Origin of the sequence: Williamsia muralis (assembly GCF_002735905.1) — a bacterium.
Taxonomy (GTDB): Bacteria; Actinomycetota; Actinomycetes; order Mycobacteriales; family Mycobacteriaceae; genus Williamsia; species Williamsia muralis_A.
The window spans coordinates 148,321-168,110 of the sequence record NZ_PEBD01000004.1; the positions used below are offsets into that span (position 1 = coordinate 148,321).

Annotated in this window: 22 protein-coding genes; 13 read left to right on the forward strand and 9 right to left on the reverse strand. The window is 64.3% G+C overall.

Annotated features, from left to right (window positions below; genetic code table 11):
- Positions 1 to 12: 12 nt before the first annotated feature.
- A complete protein-coding gene (locus CSW57_RS01370) occupies positions 13 to 585 on the reverse strand; it encodes a nitroreductase family protein (protein ID WP_099381138.1) in 573 nt (190 codons plus the stop codon).
- Positions 586 to 613: 28 nt separating this feature from the next.
- On the reverse strand, positions 614 to 2,134 hold the full coding sequence (locus CSW57_RS01375) for an MFS transporter (protein ID WP_223248980.1): 1,521 nt from the start codon (positions 2,132 to 2,134) through the stop codon (positions 614 to 616).
- Positions 2,135 to 2,362: 228 nt separating this feature from the next.
- Here CSW57_RS01375 and CSW57_RS01380 point away from each other — a divergent pair, with 228 nt between their 5' ends.
- Complete coding sequence (locus CSW57_RS01380; protein ID WP_099381139.1) at positions 2,363 to 3,088, forward strand: TetR/AcrR family transcriptional regulator; 726 nt, start codon at positions 2,363 to 2,365, stop codon at positions 3,086 to 3,088.
- A gap of 8 nt (positions 3,089 to 3,096) precedes the next feature.
- Here CSW57_RS01380 and CSW57_RS01385 read toward each other — a convergent pair whose 3' ends face one another.
- A complete protein-coding gene (locus tag CSW57_RS01385) occupies positions 3,097 to 4,362 on the reverse strand; it encodes a hypothetical protein (protein ID WP_099381959.1) in 1,266 nt (421 codons plus the stop codon).
- A 266-nt stretch (positions 4,363 to 4,628) separates the two neighbouring features.
- Here CSW57_RS01385 and CSW57_RS01390 point away from each other — a divergent pair, with 266 nt between their 5' ends.
- The 3 genes from CSW57_RS01390 (at position 4,629) to CSW57_RS01400 (ending at position 8,437) form a co-directional block, all read left to right on the forward strand.
- Positions 4,629 to 5,894 carry an aspartate kinase gene (locus CSW57_RS01390; RefSeq protein ID WP_030168898.1) on the forward strand — a complete coding sequence of 422 codons (1,266 nt, stop codon included), beginning with the start codon at positions 4,629 to 4,631 and terminating at the stop codon, positions 5,892 to 5,894.
- Positions 5,895 to 5,896: 2 nt separating this feature from the next.
- Positions 5,897 to 6,922, forward strand: a complete 1,026-nt coding sequence (locus tag CSW57_RS01395; RefSeq protein WP_099381140.1) for an aspartate-semialdehyde dehydrogenase — start codon at positions 5,897 to 5,899, stop codon at positions 6,920 to 6,922.
- A 99-nt stretch (positions 6,923 to 7,021) separates the two neighbouring features.
- Entirely contained in the window at positions 7,022 to 8,437 is a 1,416-nt protein-coding gene (locus CSW57_RS01400) for a hypothetical protein (RefSeq protein WP_370623870.1), read from the forward strand.
- Between the two features lie 9 nt (positions 8,438 to 8,446).
- On the opposite strand, the gene CSW57_RS01405 is transcribed toward CSW57_RS01400, so the two are convergent.
- The gene (locus CSW57_RS01405) at positions 8,447 to 9,064 is read right to left on the reverse strand and encodes a pyridoxamine 5'-phosphate oxidase family protein (RefSeq protein WP_099381961.1); all 618 of its coding nucleotides are present in this window, start codon (positions 9,062 to 9,064) and stop codon (positions 8,447 to 8,449) included.
- Between the two features lie 104 nt (positions 9,065 to 9,168).
- Here CSW57_RS01405 and CSW57_RS01410 point away from each other — a divergent pair, with 104 nt between their 5' ends.
- Positions 9,169 to 9,900, forward strand: a complete 732-nt coding sequence (locus tag CSW57_RS01410; protein WP_099381141.1) for a hypothetical protein — start codon at positions 9,169 to 9,171, stop codon at positions 9,898 to 9,900.
- On the opposite strand, the gene CSW57_RS01415 is transcribed toward CSW57_RS01410, so the two are convergent.
- Positions 9,897 to 10,607 (reverse strand): FadR/GntR family transcriptional regulator, encoded by a 711-nt coding sequence (locus CSW57_RS01415; RefSeq protein ID WP_223248981.1) that lies wholly within the window; start codon positions 10,605 to 10,607, stop codon positions 9,897 to 9,899. The genes CSW57_RS01410 and CSW57_RS01415 overlap by 4 nt on opposite strands.
- Before the next feature lie 124 nt (positions 10,608 to 10,731).
- Between CSW57_RS01415 and CSW57_RS01420 the strand changes: the two genes are divergently transcribed.
- Positions 10,732 to 11,232: a gluconokinase gene (locus CSW57_RS01420; protein WP_099381143.1), complete on the forward strand. Its 501-nt coding sequence runs from the start codon at positions 10,732 to 10,734 to the stop codon at positions 11,230 to 11,232.
- The gene (locus CSW57_RS01425; protein WP_099381144.1) at positions 11,232 to 12,632 is read left to right on the forward strand and encodes a GntT/GntP/DsdX family permease; all 1,401 of its coding nucleotides are present in this window, start codon (positions 11,232 to 11,234) and stop codon (positions 12,630 to 12,632) included. The genes CSW57_RS01420 and CSW57_RS01425 overlap by 1 nt, the downstream gene beginning before the upstream one ends.
- An 81-nt stretch (positions 12,633 to 12,713) precedes the next feature.
- Here CSW57_RS01425 and CSW57_RS01430 read toward each other — a convergent pair whose 3' ends face one another.
- The 3 genes from CSW57_RS01430 to CSW57_RS01440 form a co-directional block, all read right to left on the reverse strand.
- Entirely contained in the window at positions 12,714 to 13,169 is a 456-nt protein-coding gene (locus tag CSW57_RS01430; RefSeq protein ID WP_189339099.1) for a hypothetical protein, read from the reverse strand.
- Positions 13,170 to 13,402: 233 nt separating this feature from the next.
- Positions 13,403 to 14,041 carry a carboxymuconolactone decarboxylase family protein gene (locus CSW57_RS01435; protein WP_099381145.1) on the reverse strand — a complete coding sequence of 213 codons (639 nt, stop codon included), beginning with the start codon at positions 14,039 to 14,041 and terminating at the stop codon, positions 13,403 to 13,405.
- Between the two features lie 36 nt (positions 14,042 to 14,077).
- The gene (locus CSW57_RS01440; protein ID WP_099381963.1) at positions 14,078 to 14,644 is read right to left on the reverse strand and encodes a VOC family protein; all 567 of its coding nucleotides are present in this window, start codon (positions 14,642 to 14,644) and stop codon (positions 14,078 to 14,080) included.
- Between the two features lie 63 nt (positions 14,645 to 14,707).
- On the opposite strand from CSW57_RS01440, the gene CSW57_RS01445 reads away from it, so the two are divergent.
- Positions 14,708 to 15,337: a TetR/AcrR family transcriptional regulator gene (locus CSW57_RS01445; protein ID WP_317615561.1), complete on the forward strand. Its 630-nt coding sequence runs from the start codon at positions 14,708 to 14,710 to the stop codon at positions 15,335 to 15,337.
- Between the two features lie 2 nt (positions 15,338 to 15,339).
- Here the strand turns inward: CSW57_RS01445 and CSW57_RS01450 are convergent, their stop codons facing one another.
- Positions 15,340 to 15,963, reverse strand: a complete 624-nt coding sequence (locus CSW57_RS01450; RefSeq protein ID WP_223248982.1) for a DUF2231 domain-containing protein — start codon at positions 15,961 to 15,963, stop codon at positions 15,340 to 15,342.
- Between the two features lie 176 nt (positions 15,964 to 16,139).
- On the opposite strand from CSW57_RS01450, the gene CSW57_RS01455 reads away from it, so the two are divergent.
- The 5 genes from CSW57_RS01455 to crcB all read left to right on the forward strand — a co-directional run bounded on the left by CSW57_RS01455 (position 16,140) and on the right by crcB (position 19,756).
- Positions 16,140 to 16,619: a Fur family transcriptional regulator gene (locus CSW57_RS01455; RefSeq protein WP_099381147.1), complete on the forward strand. Its 480-nt coding sequence runs from the start codon at positions 16,140 to 16,142 to the stop codon at positions 16,617 to 16,619.
- Positions 16,620 to 16,714: 95 nt separating this feature from the next.
- Complete coding sequence (locus CSW57_RS01460; RefSeq protein WP_099381148.1) at positions 16,715 to 18,169, forward strand: catalase; 1,455 nt, start codon at positions 16,715 to 16,717, stop codon at positions 18,167 to 18,169.
- 137 nt (positions 18,170 to 18,306) lie between these two features.
- Positions 18,307 to 18,780, forward strand: a complete 474-nt coding sequence (locus CSW57_RS01465) for a Dps family protein (RefSeq protein WP_099381965.1) — start codon at positions 18,307 to 18,309, stop codon at positions 18,778 to 18,780.
- Between the two features lie 131 nt (positions 18,781 to 18,911).
- Entirely contained in the window at positions 18,912 to 19,394 is a 483-nt protein-coding gene (locus tag CSW57_RS01470) for a fluoride efflux transporter FluC (protein ID WP_223248983.1), read from the forward strand.
- The gene (gene crcB, locus CSW57_RS01475) at positions 19,391 to 19,756 is read left to right on the forward strand and encodes a fluoride efflux transporter CrcB (protein WP_099381150.1); all 366 of its coding nucleotides are present in this window, start codon (positions 19,391 to 19,393) and stop codon (positions 19,754 to 19,756) included. The genes CSW57_RS01470 and crcB overlap by 4 nt, the downstream gene beginning before the upstream one ends.
- The last annotated feature ends 34 nt before the right edge of the window (positions 19,757 to 19,790 follow it).

Sequence of the window (19,790 nt, forward strand, 5' to 3'; positions counted from 1 at the left end):
TCCAAAGGTGGTTCACCGGTTCTCCGGAACCAATGGTCGTCCCCAGGTCTCGGCAAAGGCGATCTCCGCCAACGGCAAGCGGGTGCGTTCGCGGCCATCACGCTCTCGGATGTCGGCGGGCAGGGCTGCAGCTTCAGCGAGTCGGCCGATGGCCAGGATCAGCAGGGGTCGAATGGAGTGCGGAATGTCGAACTGCTGCACCAGGTCTGGCGCGCGGAACCCGCCCATGGGATGCGCGTTCCATCCGTCGGCCTGGGCTTGGACGATCATCTGACCGGCGGCGAGCCCCACGTCGAGCGTGGCGTAGTCGTGCATTTTCGGGTCGTCGGGGAGGTCGTCGGTACACAGGACGATCAGCGCTGCGGCGGCCGGTGCCCACGACTGATTCCCCCGTTTGAGTGCCTCGGTGACCCCGGCGAATGTCGGGTCACCGCGGCGGCCGACGACAAAGCGGACCGGCTGGCGACCGCCACCCGTGGGCGCCCACCGGCCCGCCTCGAGGATCGACTGCAGATGTCCGTCGGACATGGTTGCGTCGGCGTCGTAGCCGCGCGCACTCCATCGGTCTGCGAGTAGCGGGTGCACAGGCAGCAGCTCCTTGGGCCGGCGGGGACTAGTCGGTGACCGGCCGGCGTTCGCGGAGAACGATTGCCACCACTGCGGCCACCACCGCCAAGAGTGCCACGCTCACCAGCGACGTGATGTGCAAGCCGTCGACGAACGCGCTGCGTGCGGCGTCGGCGAGAGCACTTCCGGCGCCCGGGTCAAGGGTCTGTGCCTGGGTGAGTGTCTGCGAGAGGGTGTCCTCGACGCCGCTGCCCTCGCCGGACCGGCGGAAGACCATCGTGGCCACCGAACCGAGAACGGCGAGTCCGAACGCCGTTCCCAACTCGAAGCTGGTCTCGGAGAGACCGGCCGCCGACCCGCTGCGCTGAGCAGGCACCGACGACACGGCGACATCGGAGACCAGCGAGAAGATCACGCCGTAGCCGACACCGGCCAGCGTGGAGCTGATCAGGTAGACCAGTACGCCCTGGTCGACGCCGAGACCGAGCATGCCTGCGTTGCCGACCGCAGCGGCCAGCAGCGAGAAGACAAACGCCCAGCGCACCGACATGACCGCGGCGATGCGGGAAGCGCTCATGGAGAAGATCGCCACGGCGATCGCCATCGGGATACCGAGTACTGCTGCCTCCAGCACATCGCGTCCGAGGACCGACTGCAGGTAGATGCCGCTGAGGTAGCTCAACGCGGCAAGGGTCATCATGCCCGTCAGCGCGCTGCCGATCGCAACGGAGAACCCGCGGCTCTTGAAGAGCTTGAGGTCGATCAAGGGCTGTTCTGTCCGACGCTCGTGGGCGGCGAACAACGCCATGCCCACGATGCCGATGGCAGCGAAGACCGCTGTGGTGGTGTCGAATCCCTCGGCTGCGCCGTGCTTGATTGCGTAGACGAGCGGGAGGATGCCGATCAACGACAGCAGCACGCCGAGGACGTCGAAGGGGGCCGAGCTGGGCGACCGGTATTCCGGGACCAGGCGGGGGCCGAAGACCAAGAGGATCAGCAGTACGGGCACGTTGATCAAGAAGACGGAGCCCCACCAGAACTGGTGGAGGAGTGCGCCACCGATCACCGGCCCGATGGCCGATCCGCCTGCGAACGCCGCCGTCCACATGCCGATGGCCTTCGCCCGGGCCACGGGGTCGGGGAACATGTTGCTGATCAGCGACAGGCTCGAGGGCAGGAGGGTTGCGCCACCGATGCCCATGATCGCGCGGGCAGCGATGAGCGCGCTCGCGTCGGGGGCGAATGCTGCGATCGCCGAGGCGACGCCGAAGAGGCTGGCGCCGACGAGCAGCAGCTTGCGTCGACCGAACCGGTCACCGAGATTGCCCATCGTGATCAACAGGCCGGCGATGAGGAATCCGTAGATGTCGACGATCCACAACTGCTGCGTGGCAGAAGGGGCGAGTTCGGCGCTCAGGGTGGGGATCGCCAGGTACAAGACGGAGAAGTCCATGGACACCAGGAAGACCGGCAGCGTCAGTACTGCCAGTCCCAGCCAGGTCCGGCGGTCCGGGCGGCTGGTGCTCGCGTCGGATTGCGGATCGGTCTGTTTGTCGATGATGCTCACCGGGTGCTCCAATCGCGCTGCGAACACGCGAGCGGACGCCGGCGTTGGCCGCGTTGAGGGCGCTACATGTGTTCGGACGGCGATCGCCCGCTCGTGGCGGCTCGATCAACCTGAGTACAACGTACGCATAAGAGTACGTTGTACGCAAAGCGTTTATTCCATCGTTCGGCCTTTGTTCACCGTCCCGGCCGTGAACACGGACAATGAACGCGGCGAAGGAGAGATGTGATGACAGCACAGGAGGGTGCGGTGAGCGGGGGCCTCGACCCGGCACCCGAGTCCGCGAAACTGACCCGCGGCGCGGTGGTCAACGCTGCGATCGAACTCGCGGATGCCGACGGGTTCAGCGCCCTCACCATGCGAAAGATCGCCGACCGGCTCGGTGTCGGCACGATGTCGCTGTACCGGCACATCGCCGACAAGGACGCGCTGCTGCGGGAGATGTCGAATGAGATCGGCATCCGCTTCCCGTACCCGCCCGCCGACGATGCAACGTGGCGCGAGCGGGCGTTGATCGCGGCCGAGGTCGACTGGACTCTGTATCAGCGCCACCCCTGGGTGCTGCTGGCCTTCGCATCTCCGCGCACCAGCATGGGCCCGCAGAGCCTGAACTGTCTCGACTGGCTCGTGGACGCCTTCCTCGATCTCGACGTCACCCCCGCGGTCGCCACCGAGATGGCGCTGACCCTGTGGAACCTCATCGCCGGCACGGTGCTCAGCACCGTCGCCGAACGACTGTTGCTCGACCGGGCCGCCGATGAAGACCAAGGTCAGAGTGGACTGGCCCATCTTCTGGCAGGCAATCCTGAGAGCGAGCCGCCGCCCCATCTCGCAGCACTGGTCGGCACGCATCATTCAGAACTCACCGACCCCCGCCATCTGCTCACCCAGGGCGTGGCCGCGCTGTGCGACGGTTTCGAATCGAGGGCGGCCAGATTGCGTGGCGGACACTGACGCGCAGATCACATGGCGTGTGGATAGACCGTCAACATGTGTGCGCCGAACCATGAGCTGAACGCGACAACCGCGAGCGAGACCAGGATCTGTGTGGACCCGCGACGTTTGGCCAGGCCGATCGCGATCGGGATCAGCAAGACGAACGCCGGGAGCAGCAGTCGGGGGCGGCTCATCATCAGACCGCTCGAGGCGCCGATGGATACGACCACCAGCGCTCCGTACACCGCCACCGGCCACGGCACGCGCTCGGCAAAACTCAGCAACGCCAGGGCGATGGTGATCAGCATGATCCAGGCCGTGGCAACCGGCGCAATCTCCCCAGAGTTCACAAGCGCGTAGTTGATGAACTCGTAGGCGGCCTGGCCGTAGTCGACCCGCGTGTCCCAGCCCTCGGTCTGGATCTTGAACCAGCCGAGTGGTTCGCCCGTCTTGTGCCAGACCACCGCCAGGTACCCGAGGTAGCCGAGCGGACTGAGGACGATGGCCGCCCACGCCCTGGGTCCGTCGCGCAATCGCAACGCCGCAGCCACCACCACGACGACGATCAGCACCACTGCGGTCGGACGGCTCAGCCCGGCCAGCATCGTCCAGATCCCGGCCAGCAACCATCGTCGCTCCAGCACGCCGATCAGCGCCCACGCCGCAAGTGCGCAGAACAGCGCCTCGGTGTAGGCCATCGACAAGACGATGCCCATCGGCGCTGCAGCGAACAGAACGGCGAGCAGCAGCCCAGCCCGACGCGGATCGGCTTTGACGCGCACCACCTCGCCGTCGTCGGCCCTGTGGATGTCCTCGGCAAACCAAGCGGTGAACCGTGCGGGCACGAGCCGGGACTTGTGTTCACGGTTCTGCATCTGTGCGGCGCACAGCGTTCCGAGCCGGGCGACGCCCACCGCGGCCAGGCAGCCGAGCACCACGTTCACGGTGAGGGCTGCACCCAACGGACTGAAACCGGGCACCTTGTCCACTGCCCCGGCGAGCAGTGGATAGCCGGGGAAGAACGCGTATGGCGTGTCGGAGTCACGCATACCCTGCGCGTCGGTCTGGGTCAGCGGCACGCCGCCGTATCCGTGCTCGGCGATGGCGAGCATCCATTTGCCGTCCCAGGCCGAGAGCGCAGCCCCGAGGCTGCTGCCGCGCAGCTGCGTGAACCGCTCCAGCACGAGCATGCCGACCAAGCGGATGAGGAGGAAGACGGCAATCGGTTCGACCCAGTCACGCCGTTGATACAGGAGGTCGCTGACGGATTCGATTCTCGCTCGGGTCAGCACCTGAGCGATCCTAGTGCCGAACGCTCGCTCGGGGCGGGCGCTGTCGGTTGCACGGCCGATCCGCCAGTTCTGAAGCACGCTAAAGCAATTGCCGCGTGCCCACCCGAGCCCCGGTGGTCGGTGGTCTCCCGGCTCGACGGTGCGGTGACACGCTTGCACGTGGGGGAGTTGCGGGTGGCTATCCTTGCACGAGGCGGGAGGCAGTCTTGCACTGTTGCCCGCTGACTGATTTTGAAGGTTCGCAGCAGCTAGAGAAGGGAAACTCGGTGGCTCTGGTCGTGCAGAAGTACGGCGGCTCCTCGGTTGGCGACGCCGAACGGATCCGCAGAGTGGCCGAGCGCATCGTTGCGACCCGTAAGGCGGGCAACGACGTGGTGGTCGTGGTGTCGGCGATGGGCGACACCACCGACGAGCTGCTCGACCTCGCCGAGCAGGTCTGCCCGGCGCCGCCTCCTCGCGAGATGGACATGCTGCTCACCTCAGGTGAGCGCATCTCGAACGCGCTGGTCGCGATGGCCATCAGCTCCCTCGGCGCGGAAGCCCAGTCGTTCACCGGTTCGCAGGCGGGTGTGATCACCACCAGCAGCCATGGCAAGGCCAAGATCATCGACGTCACGCCGGGCCGCGTCCGGTCGGCGCTCGACGAGGGCAAAATCGTTCTCGTCGCGGGCTTCCAGGGTGTCTCGCAGGACACCAAGGACGTCACCACGCTGGGTCGCGGTGGCTCTGACACCACCGCGGTCGCGTTGGCTGCTGCGCTGAACGCAGACGTCTGCGAGATCTACACCGATGTCGACGGCATCTACACCGCAGATCCGCGCATCGTCCCGAACGCGCGCCACCTCGCCACCGTCTCCTTCGAGGAAATGCTCGAGATGGCCGCATGTGGCGCGAAGGTGCTGATGCTGCGCTGCGTGGAATATGCCCGCCGTTACAACGTTCCCGTTCACGTGCGCTCGTCGTACTCAACCAAACCCGGCACCATGGTGTCCGGATCGATGGAGGACATTCCCGTGGAAGAAGCCATCCTCACCGGCGTTGCCCACGACCGCAGCGAAGCCAAGGTGACGGTTGTCGGCCTGGACGACAAGCCGGGCTACGCCGCCAGGGTCTTCCGCGCTGTTGCCGATGCCGAGATCAACATCGACATGGTGCTGCAGAACGTCTCGAAGGTCGAGACGGGTAAGACCGACATCACCTTCACATGTCCGAAAGAACTCGGTCCGATTGCCGTGGAGAAGTTGTCGACGCTGAAGGAAGAAATCGGCTTCAGCTCGATCCTCTACGACGATCACATCGGCAAGGTGTCGCTGGTCGGTGCGGGCATGAAGTCGCATCCCGGCGTCACGGCCACATTCTGTGAGGCCCTCTCGGAGGCGGGCGTCAACATCGAGCTGATCTCCACGTCGGAGATCCGGATCTCGGTGCTGTGCCGCGATACCGAGCTGGACAGGGCTGTGCGCGTACTGCATGACGCGTTTGATCTCGGTGGCGAGGAAGAGGCCACCGTCTACGCCGGAACGGGGCGATAGCAATGGGTGTACGGGTAGGAGTTGTCGGCGCGACCGGCCAGGTCGGCGCCGTCATGCGGAAGCTGTTGGAAGAACGCAACTTTCCGGCCGACGAGATCCGCTTCTTCGCGTCGTCACGATCGGCGGGCAAGAAGCTGCCGTGGCGTGGTGGCGAGATCGAGGTGGAGGATGCATCGACAGCAGATCCCACCGGCCTCGACATCGCGCTGTTCTCCGCCGGCGCGACCATGTCTCGTGAGCAGGCGCCGCGTTTCGCAGCCGCCGGTGTCACCGTCATCGACAACTCGTCGGCCTGGCGCAAGGATCCCGATGTGCCGCTGGTGGTCTCAGAGGTCAACGGTGAGCAGGCGAAGAACCTGACCAAGGGCATCATCGCCAATCCGAACTGCACCACGATGGCTGCGATGCCGGTACTCAAGCCGTTGCATGACGCGGCCGGCCTGCAGCGTCTGATCATCTCGTCGTACCAGGCGGTGTCGGGTAGTGGTCTCGCCGGCGTCGAAGAATTGGCGTCGCAAGTTCGCGCCGGCATCGATGACGCCGAGAAGCTGGTCCATGACGGCTCTGCGGTTGCGTTTCCTGATCCCGTGAAATACGTTGCGCCCATTGCCTTCAACGTGCTCCCGCTGGCCGGCTCGCTGGTCGACGACGGCTCCGGTGAGACCGACGAGGACCAGAAGCTGCGCAACGAATCGCGCAAGATCCTCGGCCTGCCCGATCTGCTGGTGAGCGGTACGTGTGTGCGGGTTCCCGTGTTCACCGGGCACTCGTTGTCGATCAACGCCGAGTTCGCGAACCCGTTGTCGGTCGAAGAGGCCACCAAGATCTTGGCTGACGCCGCGGGCGTCACGTTGACCGATGTGCCCACCCCACTGGCTGCTGCCGGCAAGGACAACTCGTTGGTCGGCCGTATCCGCCAGGATCCGGGTGCTCCCGAGGGGCGCGGCCTGGCGTTGTTCGTCTCCGGCGACAACCTCCGTAAGGGCGCTGCCCTCAACACGATTCAGATCGCCGAACTGCTGGTCTAGTCGGTAGTTCCTCCGGTTTCGAGCAGTTCCTCCGGTTGCAGCCGGAGTTTGTGGCTGGAGTCGGAGGATGTGGCCGGGGTGCCGTGGTTCGATGTTCGAATGATGGCGCGAAAAGCTTGCGTGGCAGTTCTGCTCACGACGCTGGTCATAGCACTGAACGCCGGGCCTGCTCAGGCCACACCGGGCATTCCCGATGTCGGGCCGCCGGGGACGTCGTTGATCCATGGGGACCTGGCGTCGACGGACACCACGCCGCATCCCGGGCCTGGGGTGGCCGGTCGCTTGGTCGCCTCGTCGCTGCCCGGTGGAGCATGTGCGGCGACCTTCATCGGTGGTGATGGCATGCCCGTGGCGCTGTGCACCGGATACGTGGGTGTCGACCCGCCCGGAGTCGCGGTGCCCACCGTGCAACTCTTCGATCCGGCCAACGCCCAGCTGGTCGCGTCGATCCAGCTCACCAAAGGAGGTCTCCTGGGCGGCGTCTATGGATATCTCGACAGTCGCGACCGCGTGGTGATGGCTGACGGATCCGGCTCGGTGCTCAAGATTGCGCACCGCAAAACCGCTGCCGGGCAGTGGATTCTGTACGTCGCCGAGCGAATCGACGTGAGTGCTCACATTCCCGCCGGAGATGCCATCACCGGATTGGCGCCCGACTATCAACAGCGCATCTGGTTCGCGACCACCGGTGGAGTGATGGGCACGATCTCCGCTGACGGCCACATCGCTTCGATGCACCTGCCACCGGGCGAGAGGCTCACCAACGGTTTGAGTGTTCGGCGGGACGGTGCTTCCGTCCTCACCGATCGTGCCCTCTACGAGATGCACGCCGACGACACCGGCACGCCAACCACCGTCTGGCGGCAGACCTACACCGCGGGCAGTGTCCGAAAGCCCGGACAGCTGGCTCCTGGATCCGGCACCACACCAACATATTTCGGAGTGGACGACGAGTTCGTGGCAATCGTCGACGACGCCGAGCGGCCCAATCTGGTCGTCCACCGCAGCGACAACGGGTCGGTGGTGTGCGCAACGCCCGCCTTCGGCACCTCCGGGCAAGGCACCGAGAATTCGCCGATGGCGTGGGGCAATTCGCTTGTCATCCCCAGCACGTACGGATTCGGCTATCCACCGTTCGCAACGTCCGGGCCCAGTGACCCAACGGCCGCGACGTTCGCCGGAGGGATGACCCGCATCGACGTCACGGACACCGGATGCCATCGCATCTGGGAAACCCACGATCGCATGGCGACTCTGCCGAAATTGTCGAGATCCGACGGCCTCATCTACGCGCTGGCCTATGCGCCTTCGACTGAAGCATTCGCGGGCAACGGGATTCAGCAGATCGGACCGATCTACTTTGTGGCCGTCGATTTTGCGACGGGCGCGCGGCGGGCCTTCACCGAGGTCGGAGCAGCGCCAGTCGACGAACCCTTGCAATTGACCGGGACCATCGGTGCCGATGGGTCGATGTGGCAGGCGACGGTGGGCCGGATGTTGAAGATCAGCCCGTGAGGCGCTGGATCAGTACAGCTTCTTCCCGTAGCTCTCTCCGTAATACTTCTGCAGTTCTTCGAGATTGGACCCTTTGTTCAACACGTGCGCGATCTCGGCGGGGGTGGGTAACACGTCTGGTTTCCACGTTTCCGGACTCCAGAGGTCGGCGCGCATGAATGCTTTTGCGCAATGGAAGAACACCTCCTCGACGGCGACCTCGAGGGCCAGGATGGGTCGTCGGCCGCGATTCGCAAGTGCGTCGAAGTAGTCCGCGTCTCTCAGAACGGTCGCGGTTCCGTTGATCCTCAGGGTGTCACCCCTGCCGGGGACCAGGAAGTTGGTGCCGACGTGTGGGTTGGACAGCACGTTCAGGTAGCCGTCGACGCGCCTGTTTCCCGGCCGCTCGGGTATGGCGATCGTTCGCGAATCGATGACGTGCGCAAAGCCAGGGGGATCGCCTTTCGGCGAGACATCCACGCGACCGTCGGCGTCGGTGGTGGCAACGAAGGCAAAGGGCGACCGCGCCAGCCACTCGAGATGCACCGGCAGGAGTTCGGGGCGCACCTTCTTCGCGACGCGATCGGTCGGTTCGCCGACCAGTGCGCGTAACTCTTCAACGCTGGTGACCTCGACACGTGTGTTCATCCGACCATCGTTGTCGTGATCGGTGTCGGACGGCAACCTGGTGGAAAGACGAAAGGTGCGCACTCTGGTCCAGGCGCAGGTGGAGTAGTGGGACAATCGACGGTGTGACGCAGGACCCAGACAAGCAGCCGAAGGACCCGGACCGCGATGGCCCCGACCTCGAGAAATCGAGCGTCGGCCCCGACGGCCCGATTGAAGTGCCGTCCGACCTCTCCGGCATGCCGCCATTGGCCGAACTCGACGCTATGGATCTGGCGGCGATCGAGGCGGGTCGACAGTCCAAGGACAAAGACCACGCGGTGCTCGATGAGCCGACACCGCCTCCGGCCGCGCTGTACCACGCCTGGTTGTTGTGGCTGGGTGGTGCCGCCGCTGCGCTGGTCAGTGTGGTCTACGGGTTCGTGAACTCGGGGTCCATCAGCGATCTGCTCAACGAGCGCCTCCAGGCCGATGTTGCCCGTGACCCAAGTGCGGCGGCGCCTGCGGACCGCATCGACTCGTTGTCGAGCTTCTTCCCACCGGCGATGCTCGTCGCAACCCTTGTTCTGCTCGCCGTGCAGTACCCGCTGCTGGTGGCGACGTCTCGGCACCGCAGTCGGGGTGCCAGGAACGTCTACGTGACCGCTGTGCTGGTGATGCTGTTGTGCATCCCGATGGGTATCGATCTCCTCTTCGACTATCCGTCGATCTCCGGCGTCATCAAGTTCATGGGGTGGCTGCAGTTCGCGTTGCTGCTGTTGTCTGCGCTGTTCACTCTGCGTCGTGGCGTCAACCGATGGCTGCCGCCCTCGATGAGGATGAAGCCGACCCAGATCATCCGGCCGGGTAACCGCTAGTCCTGGTCGGGTTCGCGAACAGCGTCTGCAGCTTCGATGATGATCTCGCGCATGGCCCGCTCGGCGTCCACAGGGTTGCGCAAGCGGATGGCCCGGGCGACGGCGTCGTGGAGGTCGATGGCCGCAGGGTTGGGGTTGGTCGGCATCATGCCGTGATGTGTACGACCGGCGAGCACCTCACCGACCACATCGCTCAGCGCGCGGAACATCTCGTTTCCGCTCGCTTCGAGCAGGGTGCGATGGAAGACCTTGTCCGCCAACAGATACTGGTCGAGGTCGCCCGACCGGCCATGCATGACCATGTCTGAGACCGCGGCAGCGAGTATTCGGCACTGGTGCTCGTCCGCGCGCTCTGCAGCGAGGGCCGCGGCGACGGGTTCGAACCCGCGCCGCAGCTCTGACAGGGTCAGAAGGAAGTCGGTTCGCTCTCCGGCGTCGAGTCGCCAGCGGATCAGCCGTGGGTCGAAGACGTGCCAGTGGCTGCGGGGCTGAATGGTGATGCCGACGCGTCGGCGTGAGGCCACGAGACCCATCGATTCCAGGACTCGGATGGCTTCGCGGGCGACGGTACGCGACACCCCGTACTGCACGCCGATGCTGTCGAGAGTGAGAACCTCGCCCTCACGGTGATGCCCGGAGACGATCTGCGTGCCCACGCCGGTGAGAACGCTGCCATGAAGTTCACCCACACTCGCCTCTGTTGCCACCGATTTATCTTCTCATTGTCGCCCAGGGTCTTCAAAAGAATGCTTTAAGTGCTCAGGGAGGTTGCAAAAGTATGACCATTGCGGCAGTATCTGTGACCGGCAGCACAAGAGCGAGGAGTCAACAATGCGAGCACCGCTGGTCGTCATGGGGGTGTCGGGGTCCGGCAAATCCACCGTCGGAGCCGCGCTGGCGCAGCGTCTCCGGGTGCCATTCGCTGATGCAGACGATTTCCATCCGCCGGCCAACATCGCCAAGATGTCCAGTGGACACCCGCTCGACGACAACGATCGTCACCCGTGGCTGGAGCTGATCGGCCAGTGGCTGGCCGATCATGCCGACGGCGGTGTGATGAGTTGTTCGGCGCTCAAGCACAAGTACCGCGACCAGCTCCGGCGGCATTGTCCCGAGGTGTGTTTTGTCCACCTCGATGGCACGCCTGAAGTGATCTCGAAACGTCAGGCAAGCCGGCCGGGGCATTTCATGCCGCCGTCGCTCTTGTCGTCGCAGTTCCACACTCTCGAACCACTCGCCGACGATGAGCGAGGAATTGTCATCGACATCGATCAGTCGATCGACGACATCGTCGAGTCTTACATCACCCGGACAGAACACAAGGAGAACTGATGAGCTCACCATCGGCGGTGCTGCTGGCGGCAGACACCGAACTTCCCGAGCCGGTCGCCGCCGGGTGGCAGTTGATCCTCGCCGCGCTCGCCGGCATCGCCGTCATCGTCGTCTTGATCACCATCGCGAAGGTGCACCCGTTCCTGGCGCTCGTGGCCGGCGGACTCACGGTGGGAATCGTTGCCGGCGAAGCGGTTCCGGACGTACTGGAGTCGTTCACCGACGGGTTCGGTAGCACCGCAGCCGGAGTCGGGATCCTGATCGCGCTCGGTTCGATGTTCGCAAAGCTCCTCGCGGACTCCGGTGGCGCCGATGAGATCGTCGACACCATCGTCGGGCACGCTTCCCCCCGCATGCTGCCGTGGGCGATGGCTCTCGTCGGTGCCATCATCGGTCTGCCGATGTTCTTCGAAATCGGCCTGGTGCTGTTGATGCCGGTCATCTACCTGGTGGCGCGCCGGTCGGGCCTGTCACTGATCACCGTCGGGATCCCCGCTCTCGCGGGTCTTTCGGCGATGCACGGCTTCGTGCCGCCCCATCCGGGACCGCTGGTCGCCATCGACGTGCTCGGTGCGGACCTCGGAACCACGCTGGCGCTCGGTGTCGCGGTTGCGGTGCCGACCATCATCGTGGCCGGACCTCTGTTCGGAAAACTCGCGGGCCGCTGGGTGGTGTTGCCGGTCCCCACCACCTTCGACGCCGATCCCGAAGACACACTTGTCAAGACCAAGCGCCCGTCGTTCGCCATCACGATCTTCAGCGTCCTGTTGCCGGTTGTGTTGATGCTGGGCAAGGCCATTGCCGAGATCTTCATCAGCGATGACGACCAGATCGTGCGGCAGGTACTCGATGTGCTCGGAACCCCGATCATCGCCCTGCTGATCGCGGTGGTGGTTGCGATGTTCACCCTCGGCCGTGGGTCGGGGATGGATCGCGAGACCATCTCCAAGACGACCGGCGCCGCGCTGCCCGCGATCGCCGGGATCTTGCTCATCGTCGCTGCGGGCGGCGGCTTCAAACAGGTTCTCGTCGACAGCGGGATCGGCACGTTGCTCGCCGATTGGGCCAAGGAAGCGAACATCTCCGTGCTGCTGCTCGCCTGGGTGCTCGCCGCCCTCATTCGGCTGGCGACAGGGTCGGCCACCATTGCCACGATCACTGCGTCCTCGCTCATCCTGGGTCTTGTCGACGGGCTGAGCAGCGGCGAACTGTCCCTGGTGGTCCTGGCCATCGGTGCCGGCTCGGTCTTCTTCTCACACGTCAACGACGCCGGCTTCTGGCTGGTGAAGGAGTACTTCGGCATGAGCGTCGGCCAGACGATCAAGACGTGGTCGATCATGGAGACCGTGTTGTCGGTGTCCGGCCTGATCGTTGTACTGCTTCTGGGCCTTGTGATCTGAGGCAAGCCATCACAGAAACCGCTCACCCGCGATTCACCTTGGAAGGTGGCTCTGCGCGTGGGCGGTTTCTGCGTGGTTGGTCTACGGCGCGACGAGGCAGCCAGGACCGATCGGTGTGCCGGATTTGACCATGACGGTTTCGACGGGTCCGCCGGCAGATGTCTGGAATGCCATCACCGCGTGTTCGCCCGGTAGGTGCGGGGTCCAGAGGGAAAACGCGTGGTCAAAAATCACGGGCGATGTGTAGTAGGGGTCGATGTAGTCCCAGATCAACTCTTGCGGAAACAACGTCGACGCCTGATTGAGGTCGACGATTCCCACGCCACTCTCGCTCGGCGAATGCGGCGCGTCAGCGGTCCGAGCGATGACGAGGTAAGTGCACCCCGTGCCGAAAGGCGTGGTCGGGCCACCGCTCAGCCCTGGGACGATGGTGACGTCGGCGACGTCGGCGGAAGCGGCGGGGGCCGTCCAGGCGAAGGCAGCGGCCGACAGTGCCATGACAGCAGGGATCAAGCGCCCGACACGTTGTGAGGTCATGGCTCGAAACCTACAGGTTGACGTGTCCGCGCTACATGGAACGGGAGAACCCGAAAATTGGTGTCCCCGAACATGGTTACGTCAGCTAGAACATCGACCTCGGGTCGATTTACTGGAGCGCCCAGGAGGTGCCCTGCTGCACACTTTCCTTGCCTGGACGGCCGGATGTGACGTCACAGGCTGATTTGTGTGCAGTGGGGCTCAGGTCCGCGATGCGGAAAGGGGCCCCGGCGTCACTCCCCGGACAAGTCCGCAGACAGATCGCGGGCACCGATACCGGCCGGCACCTCGACCTCGACGACCGGCTCTTCGCGGTCGTCGAACTCGAGGCGCAAGGCGCGACAGATGGTGGCATGCATATCGTAAAGGCATGTGATGTAGGTCAGTTCGAGGATCTCGGGATCGCTGAGATCGGCCTTGAGGGTGTCGACGACCGCGCCGGGCACCCGACCACCGTCGAACACCAGACCATCGGTATACGCGAGCACGGCCCGCTCCAGTTCGGTGTAGCAGTCGGCGATCTGCCAGTACGCGATGGCGGCGATCTTTTTTTCGGGCATCCCCAGCGAACGCATCTGTTTGGAGTGCTGGGAGAAGACGAATTGGCTGCCCCGCGCATAACCGGCCCGGCACTGGCCGAGCTCACGCAGCATCGGGTCGAGCGTCGCGTTGCGGTAGAGGGCGAATCCCCTCACCGCATGGTCGAATACGTTGGGTGACTGCGCGAAGACAGTCCACCAGTCGCCCGGAGTGCCGTGAACGGTTCCCCCGTCGACCGCCGGGTCTTTGTCGGGGCCGAAGAGCCTGTCGTAGAAGTACAGGATCTTCTCGTCGGTGACCTCCGCGCGGGGTACTTGGCGAAGACGTGGCACTACAGTTCCTCTCGTCGATGGTCTCGCGATCTCTGGCTACGGAGAGGTCGCCACGCGTCGGTCGGCAGCCGTCTTCGGCTCGTGAGCGACGTCGGCATCGGTGAACTCACGAGTCCAGCAGGCGAACTCGAGCAGTACCCCGTCCGGGTCCTGGAAGTAGAACGACCGCACGAATGTGCCGGGATGCACGTGCCGAGACACCCCGAAAGCGCTGTCATCGTGGTTGAGCACCTGGCTCACCTTGATGCCCTCGGATGTGAACCGGTCGTAGTACTCGTCGAATTTTTCGGGCGGTACTGCAAAGGCCACGTGGTTCATCGAGCCGACCGCGCTGGCGAGCTCGCCCTCGTCGGGGAGACCCTTCGGCGCAGCGATTCCCGGTGCGGCGTCAGGCGAGTCCGCCAGCCAGAAGAATGCAATGGTGTTTCCGTTGCCGCAATCGAAGAAGAAGTGCTGACCCAGATCGGCCGGTAGCTCGATGGTCTTGATCAGAGGCATGCCCAGGGTGCCCGAGTAGAAGTCGATCGTCCGCTTCATGTCCGAACACACCAGAGCCAAGTGGTTGATGCCGCCCAGTTCGTATTTGGCGTTCGCTGTGCCCATGTTGATCTCCCCGGTGTCGCCGTATGACTTGACAGTCATGTCATGTTTGGACAGAGTGTGACCGTGATCACGCAACCTGTCAAGACCTCGCTGCCGGCGGCCGAGAGTTTGACCCCTCGCGGCCGTAAGACGCGGGATGCGTTGCTCGACGCCGCGCGCGTGGTGTTCGAGGAGGTCGGGTTCCTGGACACCAGGGTTGAGCACATCGCCCAGGCCGCGAGTGTTTCCTACGGCACTTTTTATCGGTACTTCGAGTCGAAAGACGCCGTGTTCTGGGAACTGAGCACCCGACTGTTCGAGGACATCCACCGCCGAAACAACATGGACGACAAGGCCTCACCGGCGCAGCAGCTTATCGACTCCAATCGCGCGTATTACCAGGCGTATCGGCGAAACGCGAAGCTGATGGCGATCGTCGAGCAGGTAGCGACCTTCAACACCGACTTCCGACGCCTGCGCCATGAGCATCGCCGCGAACTCATCGAGCGCAGCGCCCGCGCGATCGCCCGGTGGCAGGACGACGGTGACGTGTCAGCCACGCTTGATCCGGAGCTGGCGGCCCGCTCCCTGGCCGCGATGGTGGACCACACGCTCTATCTGTGGCTGGTGCAGGGGGAGGACGCCGACGAGAAGGCCCTCCTCGACACGCTCGACCAGATGTGCCTGGGTGCCCTCGGGCTGAACCGCCCCTGAGATCAGCGTTCGCGCAGCACGCCGGCGCTCTGTGAGTAGGACAGATGGCCGCCGAGTGCACCTGCGACGCCACTGATCGCCAAGCCTGCGAGCGACCAACCTCCACCGCGCAACGCGAATCCGTTGTGGCGGTGCCACCAGGATCGCGCCAGGCAGCCGAGGCTGACGGTGTTCGCGGCCATGTGCACAACGGCGACCCGGCGCTGGGCCGTGTCGAGCGTTGTGTACTCGGCAAGCCCTGTGATCGAAGCCGGGAGTGCTGCGGCAATACCAAAGGCGACCAGTCGCTGAGCAGCGATGCGCTGGCCGGTTAGGTCCAGGACGGGCACTGCCATCCAGGCGCCGATGGGCACGGTGACCAGTACGGGATGGAGGGGGTGTCCGAGCCACCGGCCACGCAGAACATCAAGGACTGCGGGCGGGATCGCGCCGTTCACCAGGTCGGCGAGTTGACCCGCAGGCGCATCGACTGCGGAGAGCTCCTCGACGGAGGCAAGGGCGTGGGCCACCGGGCGGGGACCGTCGGGCCGGACCACATCAGTCAGCGACGTGATGGCGTCCGGGTCTGGTCCGGCGTCCGTCTTTGCCGGAATAGTCGCGCTGGGGTCGTTCGGTGGTGTGGTCACGTGCAGGGGATTCCCGATTTCCGTCGCTTCAATCACGTTCGCGCCGGGTGGTACTGCCGTACTGATCTGCGTCGGGTCCGGACCACTCGTCGCCCAGTCATGACGCCTGGCACTAGATTGGACATATTCCAGATTAGATCTGGACTCATTCCAGAAAAGGGCGTACGGTCGAAGACATGAGTTCGCAGCAACCAACCCCAGGCACGCGAGAGCAGTTGCGTGCAGTGGGCCTTCGGGTGACCGCGCCGCGGGTGGCGGTCCTCGAGGTGCTTGAGCGACATCCTCACTCCACTGCGGACTTCGTTGCCGCTCGCGTCCGCCAACAACTCGGCGGCGTGTCGACCCAGACGGTGTACGACGTACTTCGCGTCTGCTCCGAACGGGGTCTGCTGCGGCACATCGAACCGGCAGGCTCGTCGGTCAGATACGAGAACCGCATCGGTGACAACCACCACCATCTCGTCTGCCGCCGGTGTGGGGCGATCCATGATGTCGACTGCGCTGTGGGGGAGGCCCCGTGTCTCGAACCGAGCGACAAACACGGCTTCGCGATCGACGAGGCCGAGGTCACCTACTGGGGCCTGTGCCCCGACTGCCGGGCCGAGTCCACTGATGGCTCTGTGATCACCGGAATCCCGCGGACGGCCGTGACCTGACGGCGAGCCAACGGGTTCGACGTCACGAAAAAGACTGCAATACAACGTTTCAGGCCGCATCGGCAGCTCCCGATGTGGGTATCAGGAGGCAACAGATGACCCCACGTACAACCACCAACCAAGGCATACCGGTCTCGAGCGACAACGAGTCACTCACCGCCGGCACGCAGGGCCCCATCCTGCTTCACGACCACTACCTGATCGAGAAACTCGCTCAGTTCAACCGCGAGCGCGTTCCCGAGCGAGTGGTGCACGCGAAAGGTGGCGGAGCATTCGGTGAGCTACGAATCACCGGCGACGTCTCCCGCTACACGAAGGCGAAGTTCCTTCAGCCGGGTAAGACCACCGAGTCGCTTGTCCGATTTTCCACTGTCGCAGGCGAACAGGGCAGCCCTGACACCTGGCGCGACCCGCGCGGATTTGCCGTGAAGTTCTACACAGCGGACGGGAACTACGACCTCGTCGGCAACAACACTCCGGTCTTCTTCATCAAGGACCCGATCAAGTTCCCCGACTTCATCCGTAGTCAGAAGCGACTGCCCGGCTCGGGCCTGCGTGACCACAACATGCAGTGGGACTTCTGGACACTGAGGCCGGAGTCGGCGCATCAGGTGACGTGGCTGATGGGTGACCGTGGTATCCCGAAGACCTGGCGTCACATGGACGGATTCGGCTCGCACACCTACCAGTGGGTTAATGCTGCGGGCGAGCGCTTCTGGGTGAAGTACCACTTCAAGACCGATCAGGGCATCGAGTTCCTCACGCAGGCAGAGGCCGACACCCTCGCAGGTACCGACCCCGACCACCACCGTAAGGATTTGTACGAGTCCATCGAGAAGGGGAACTTTCCCAGTTGGACCCTGAAGGTCCAGGTGATGCCGGTGGCCGAGGCGCAGGGATATCGGTTCAACCCCTTCGATCTGACAAAGGTGTGGTCGCAGAAGGACTATCCGCTGATCGAGGTCGGCAAGTGGACACTCAACCGCAATCCGGAGAACTTCTTCTCCGAGATCGAGTTGTCTTCGTTCGAGCCGTCGAATGTCGTTCCGGGCATCGGCTTCTCGCCCGACAAGATGCTGCTCGGCCGGGTCTTCAGCTACGCCGACGCGCACCGCTACCGGATCGGCGCCAATTACGCTCAGCTGCCGGTGAACTCGGCCAAGGCCGCAGTGGTCAACACGTACTCGAAAGAGGGTGCGATGGCGTATGACTTCAGCGGGCCGCAGGTTCCCGTGTACGCGCCGAACTCGTTCGACGGTCCCCACGCCGATCCTGAAGCGGCCGGCGACGAAGGCCTGTGGGCCTTCGATGGGCAGGCGGTGCGGGCCGGGTACATCGAGCACGAGGAAGACGGCGACTTCACTCAAGCGGGCATTCTCTACCGAGAGGTCCTGAACGACGACGAGCGCGACCGTCTGGTGAGCAACATCGTCGGTCACGTCTCGGACGGAGTGCGTGAGCCTGTACTTTCACGCGTTTTCGACTACTGGAAGAACGTTGACCCCGAACTCGGCAAAAAGGTCGAGGAAGGTGTTCGAGGCGGAATCTGAAGTCGGACATGCACTCAGGCAAGGCTGACCTCAGCGCTCACATGCCAGACCGGCCGTGACGGACCACGTCGCCATCGGTCAAGATGGTGTTGCCGGATACCGGCCGCACCAATTACTTCAACAGAGAGGAAAGTGCAATGAGCAACCCCATAACAAGCACTCTGGACGACGACCAGCAGTCGATCGCCGGAAAGGCGCTGCAGGAGACCTTGGTTGACCTGATCGACCTGTCGCTGATCGCCAAGCAGGCGCACTGGAACGTAGTCGGCAAGCAGTTCCGGTCGGTGCATCTCGAGCTCGATGAGCTCGTCACCGCTGCTCGCGAGTTCACCGACGCCGCCGCCGAGCGGGCAACGGCCATCGGCGTCAGCCCGGACGGCCGGTCCGAGACCGTTGCAAAGACCGCAGGTACCAAGGGATTCAGCGAAGGCTGGACCAAGGACTCCGACGTCGTCGATGCGATTGTCGCGAACATCAAGACCGTGGTCGACGGTCTACGCACGCGAATCAAGGCCACCGAAGAGGCTGATCCGGTCACCCAAGACCTCCTGATCAGCTTTGCGGCGCGGCTCGAGCAGTTGCACTGGATGTGGCAGGCGCAGGTCGCCTGACCGGATCGGTCAGCAAGTCCAGCGCGTCTCAGACGCGCTTGTAGAAGAGAGCCCCCACGGCACAGCCCCTCGGCCGTGGGGGCTTTCGCATGCCGTATGCGGTCGGCGCCGTATCGAAGTACATTCACCTGGTGACGCGGCCCGATTCCCACCCCGAACTCCCCGGGGATCCCGACGTTGTGGCTGCACGACCGTTGCACCTGCGTGCGGCCTCACTCGCGATGGTCTTTGGGGGAGGCCTGCTGGGCACCGGTGCTCGTTACCTGATCGAGCAGGCCTACCCGTTTCACCCCCCGCAGTGGCCGTGGGCCACCTTCCTGATCAATCTCGCGGGCGCCTTTGCGTTGGGCATCGTCTTGGAGGCGCTGGCCAGGATGGGGGATGACACCGGGCGCCGACAGCATTTTCGCCTGTTCTTCGGTACCGGGTTCTGCGGGTCATTCACCACCTACAGTGCCTTTGCTCTCGAAGCTTCTCTGCTCGGCAGGGATGGGGAAGTTGTTGGCGCCGTTGCCTATATGGCGACTTCTGTGATCCTCGGTGTGGTGATGGCCTGGGCGGGCATCGCTGTTGCCACAAAGGCACGCGTGAGTCGATCGGCGCCTCGCCGATGATCGTTCTGGTGATGTTGGCCGGCGCAGTCGGAGCGGTGACCCGTTTCCTGGTCGACTCGGAGGTCAAACGCCGCCGCCCTTCAGTGTTCCCGTGGGGGACGGTGTTCATCAACGTGTCGGGCTCCTTGCTGATCGGGCTGGTGGCCGGAGTGGTGTTGTTCCACGGCCAATTCAGTGCCTGGCAGACCATTGTCGGAACCGGATTTTGTGGCGGATACACAACATTCAGTACGGCCAGTGTCGAGACGGTGCGCCTCGTTCAACAGGGGCGCCACGGGATGGCCCTTTCGAATGCTGTTATACCGCTTGCTCTCTCAGTTGGTGCGTGCGCGTTGGGGCTCTGGCTCGTCTATCTGGTGTGAGTTCGGTGCGCCAGTCGTCGGACCGGCCTCGTGT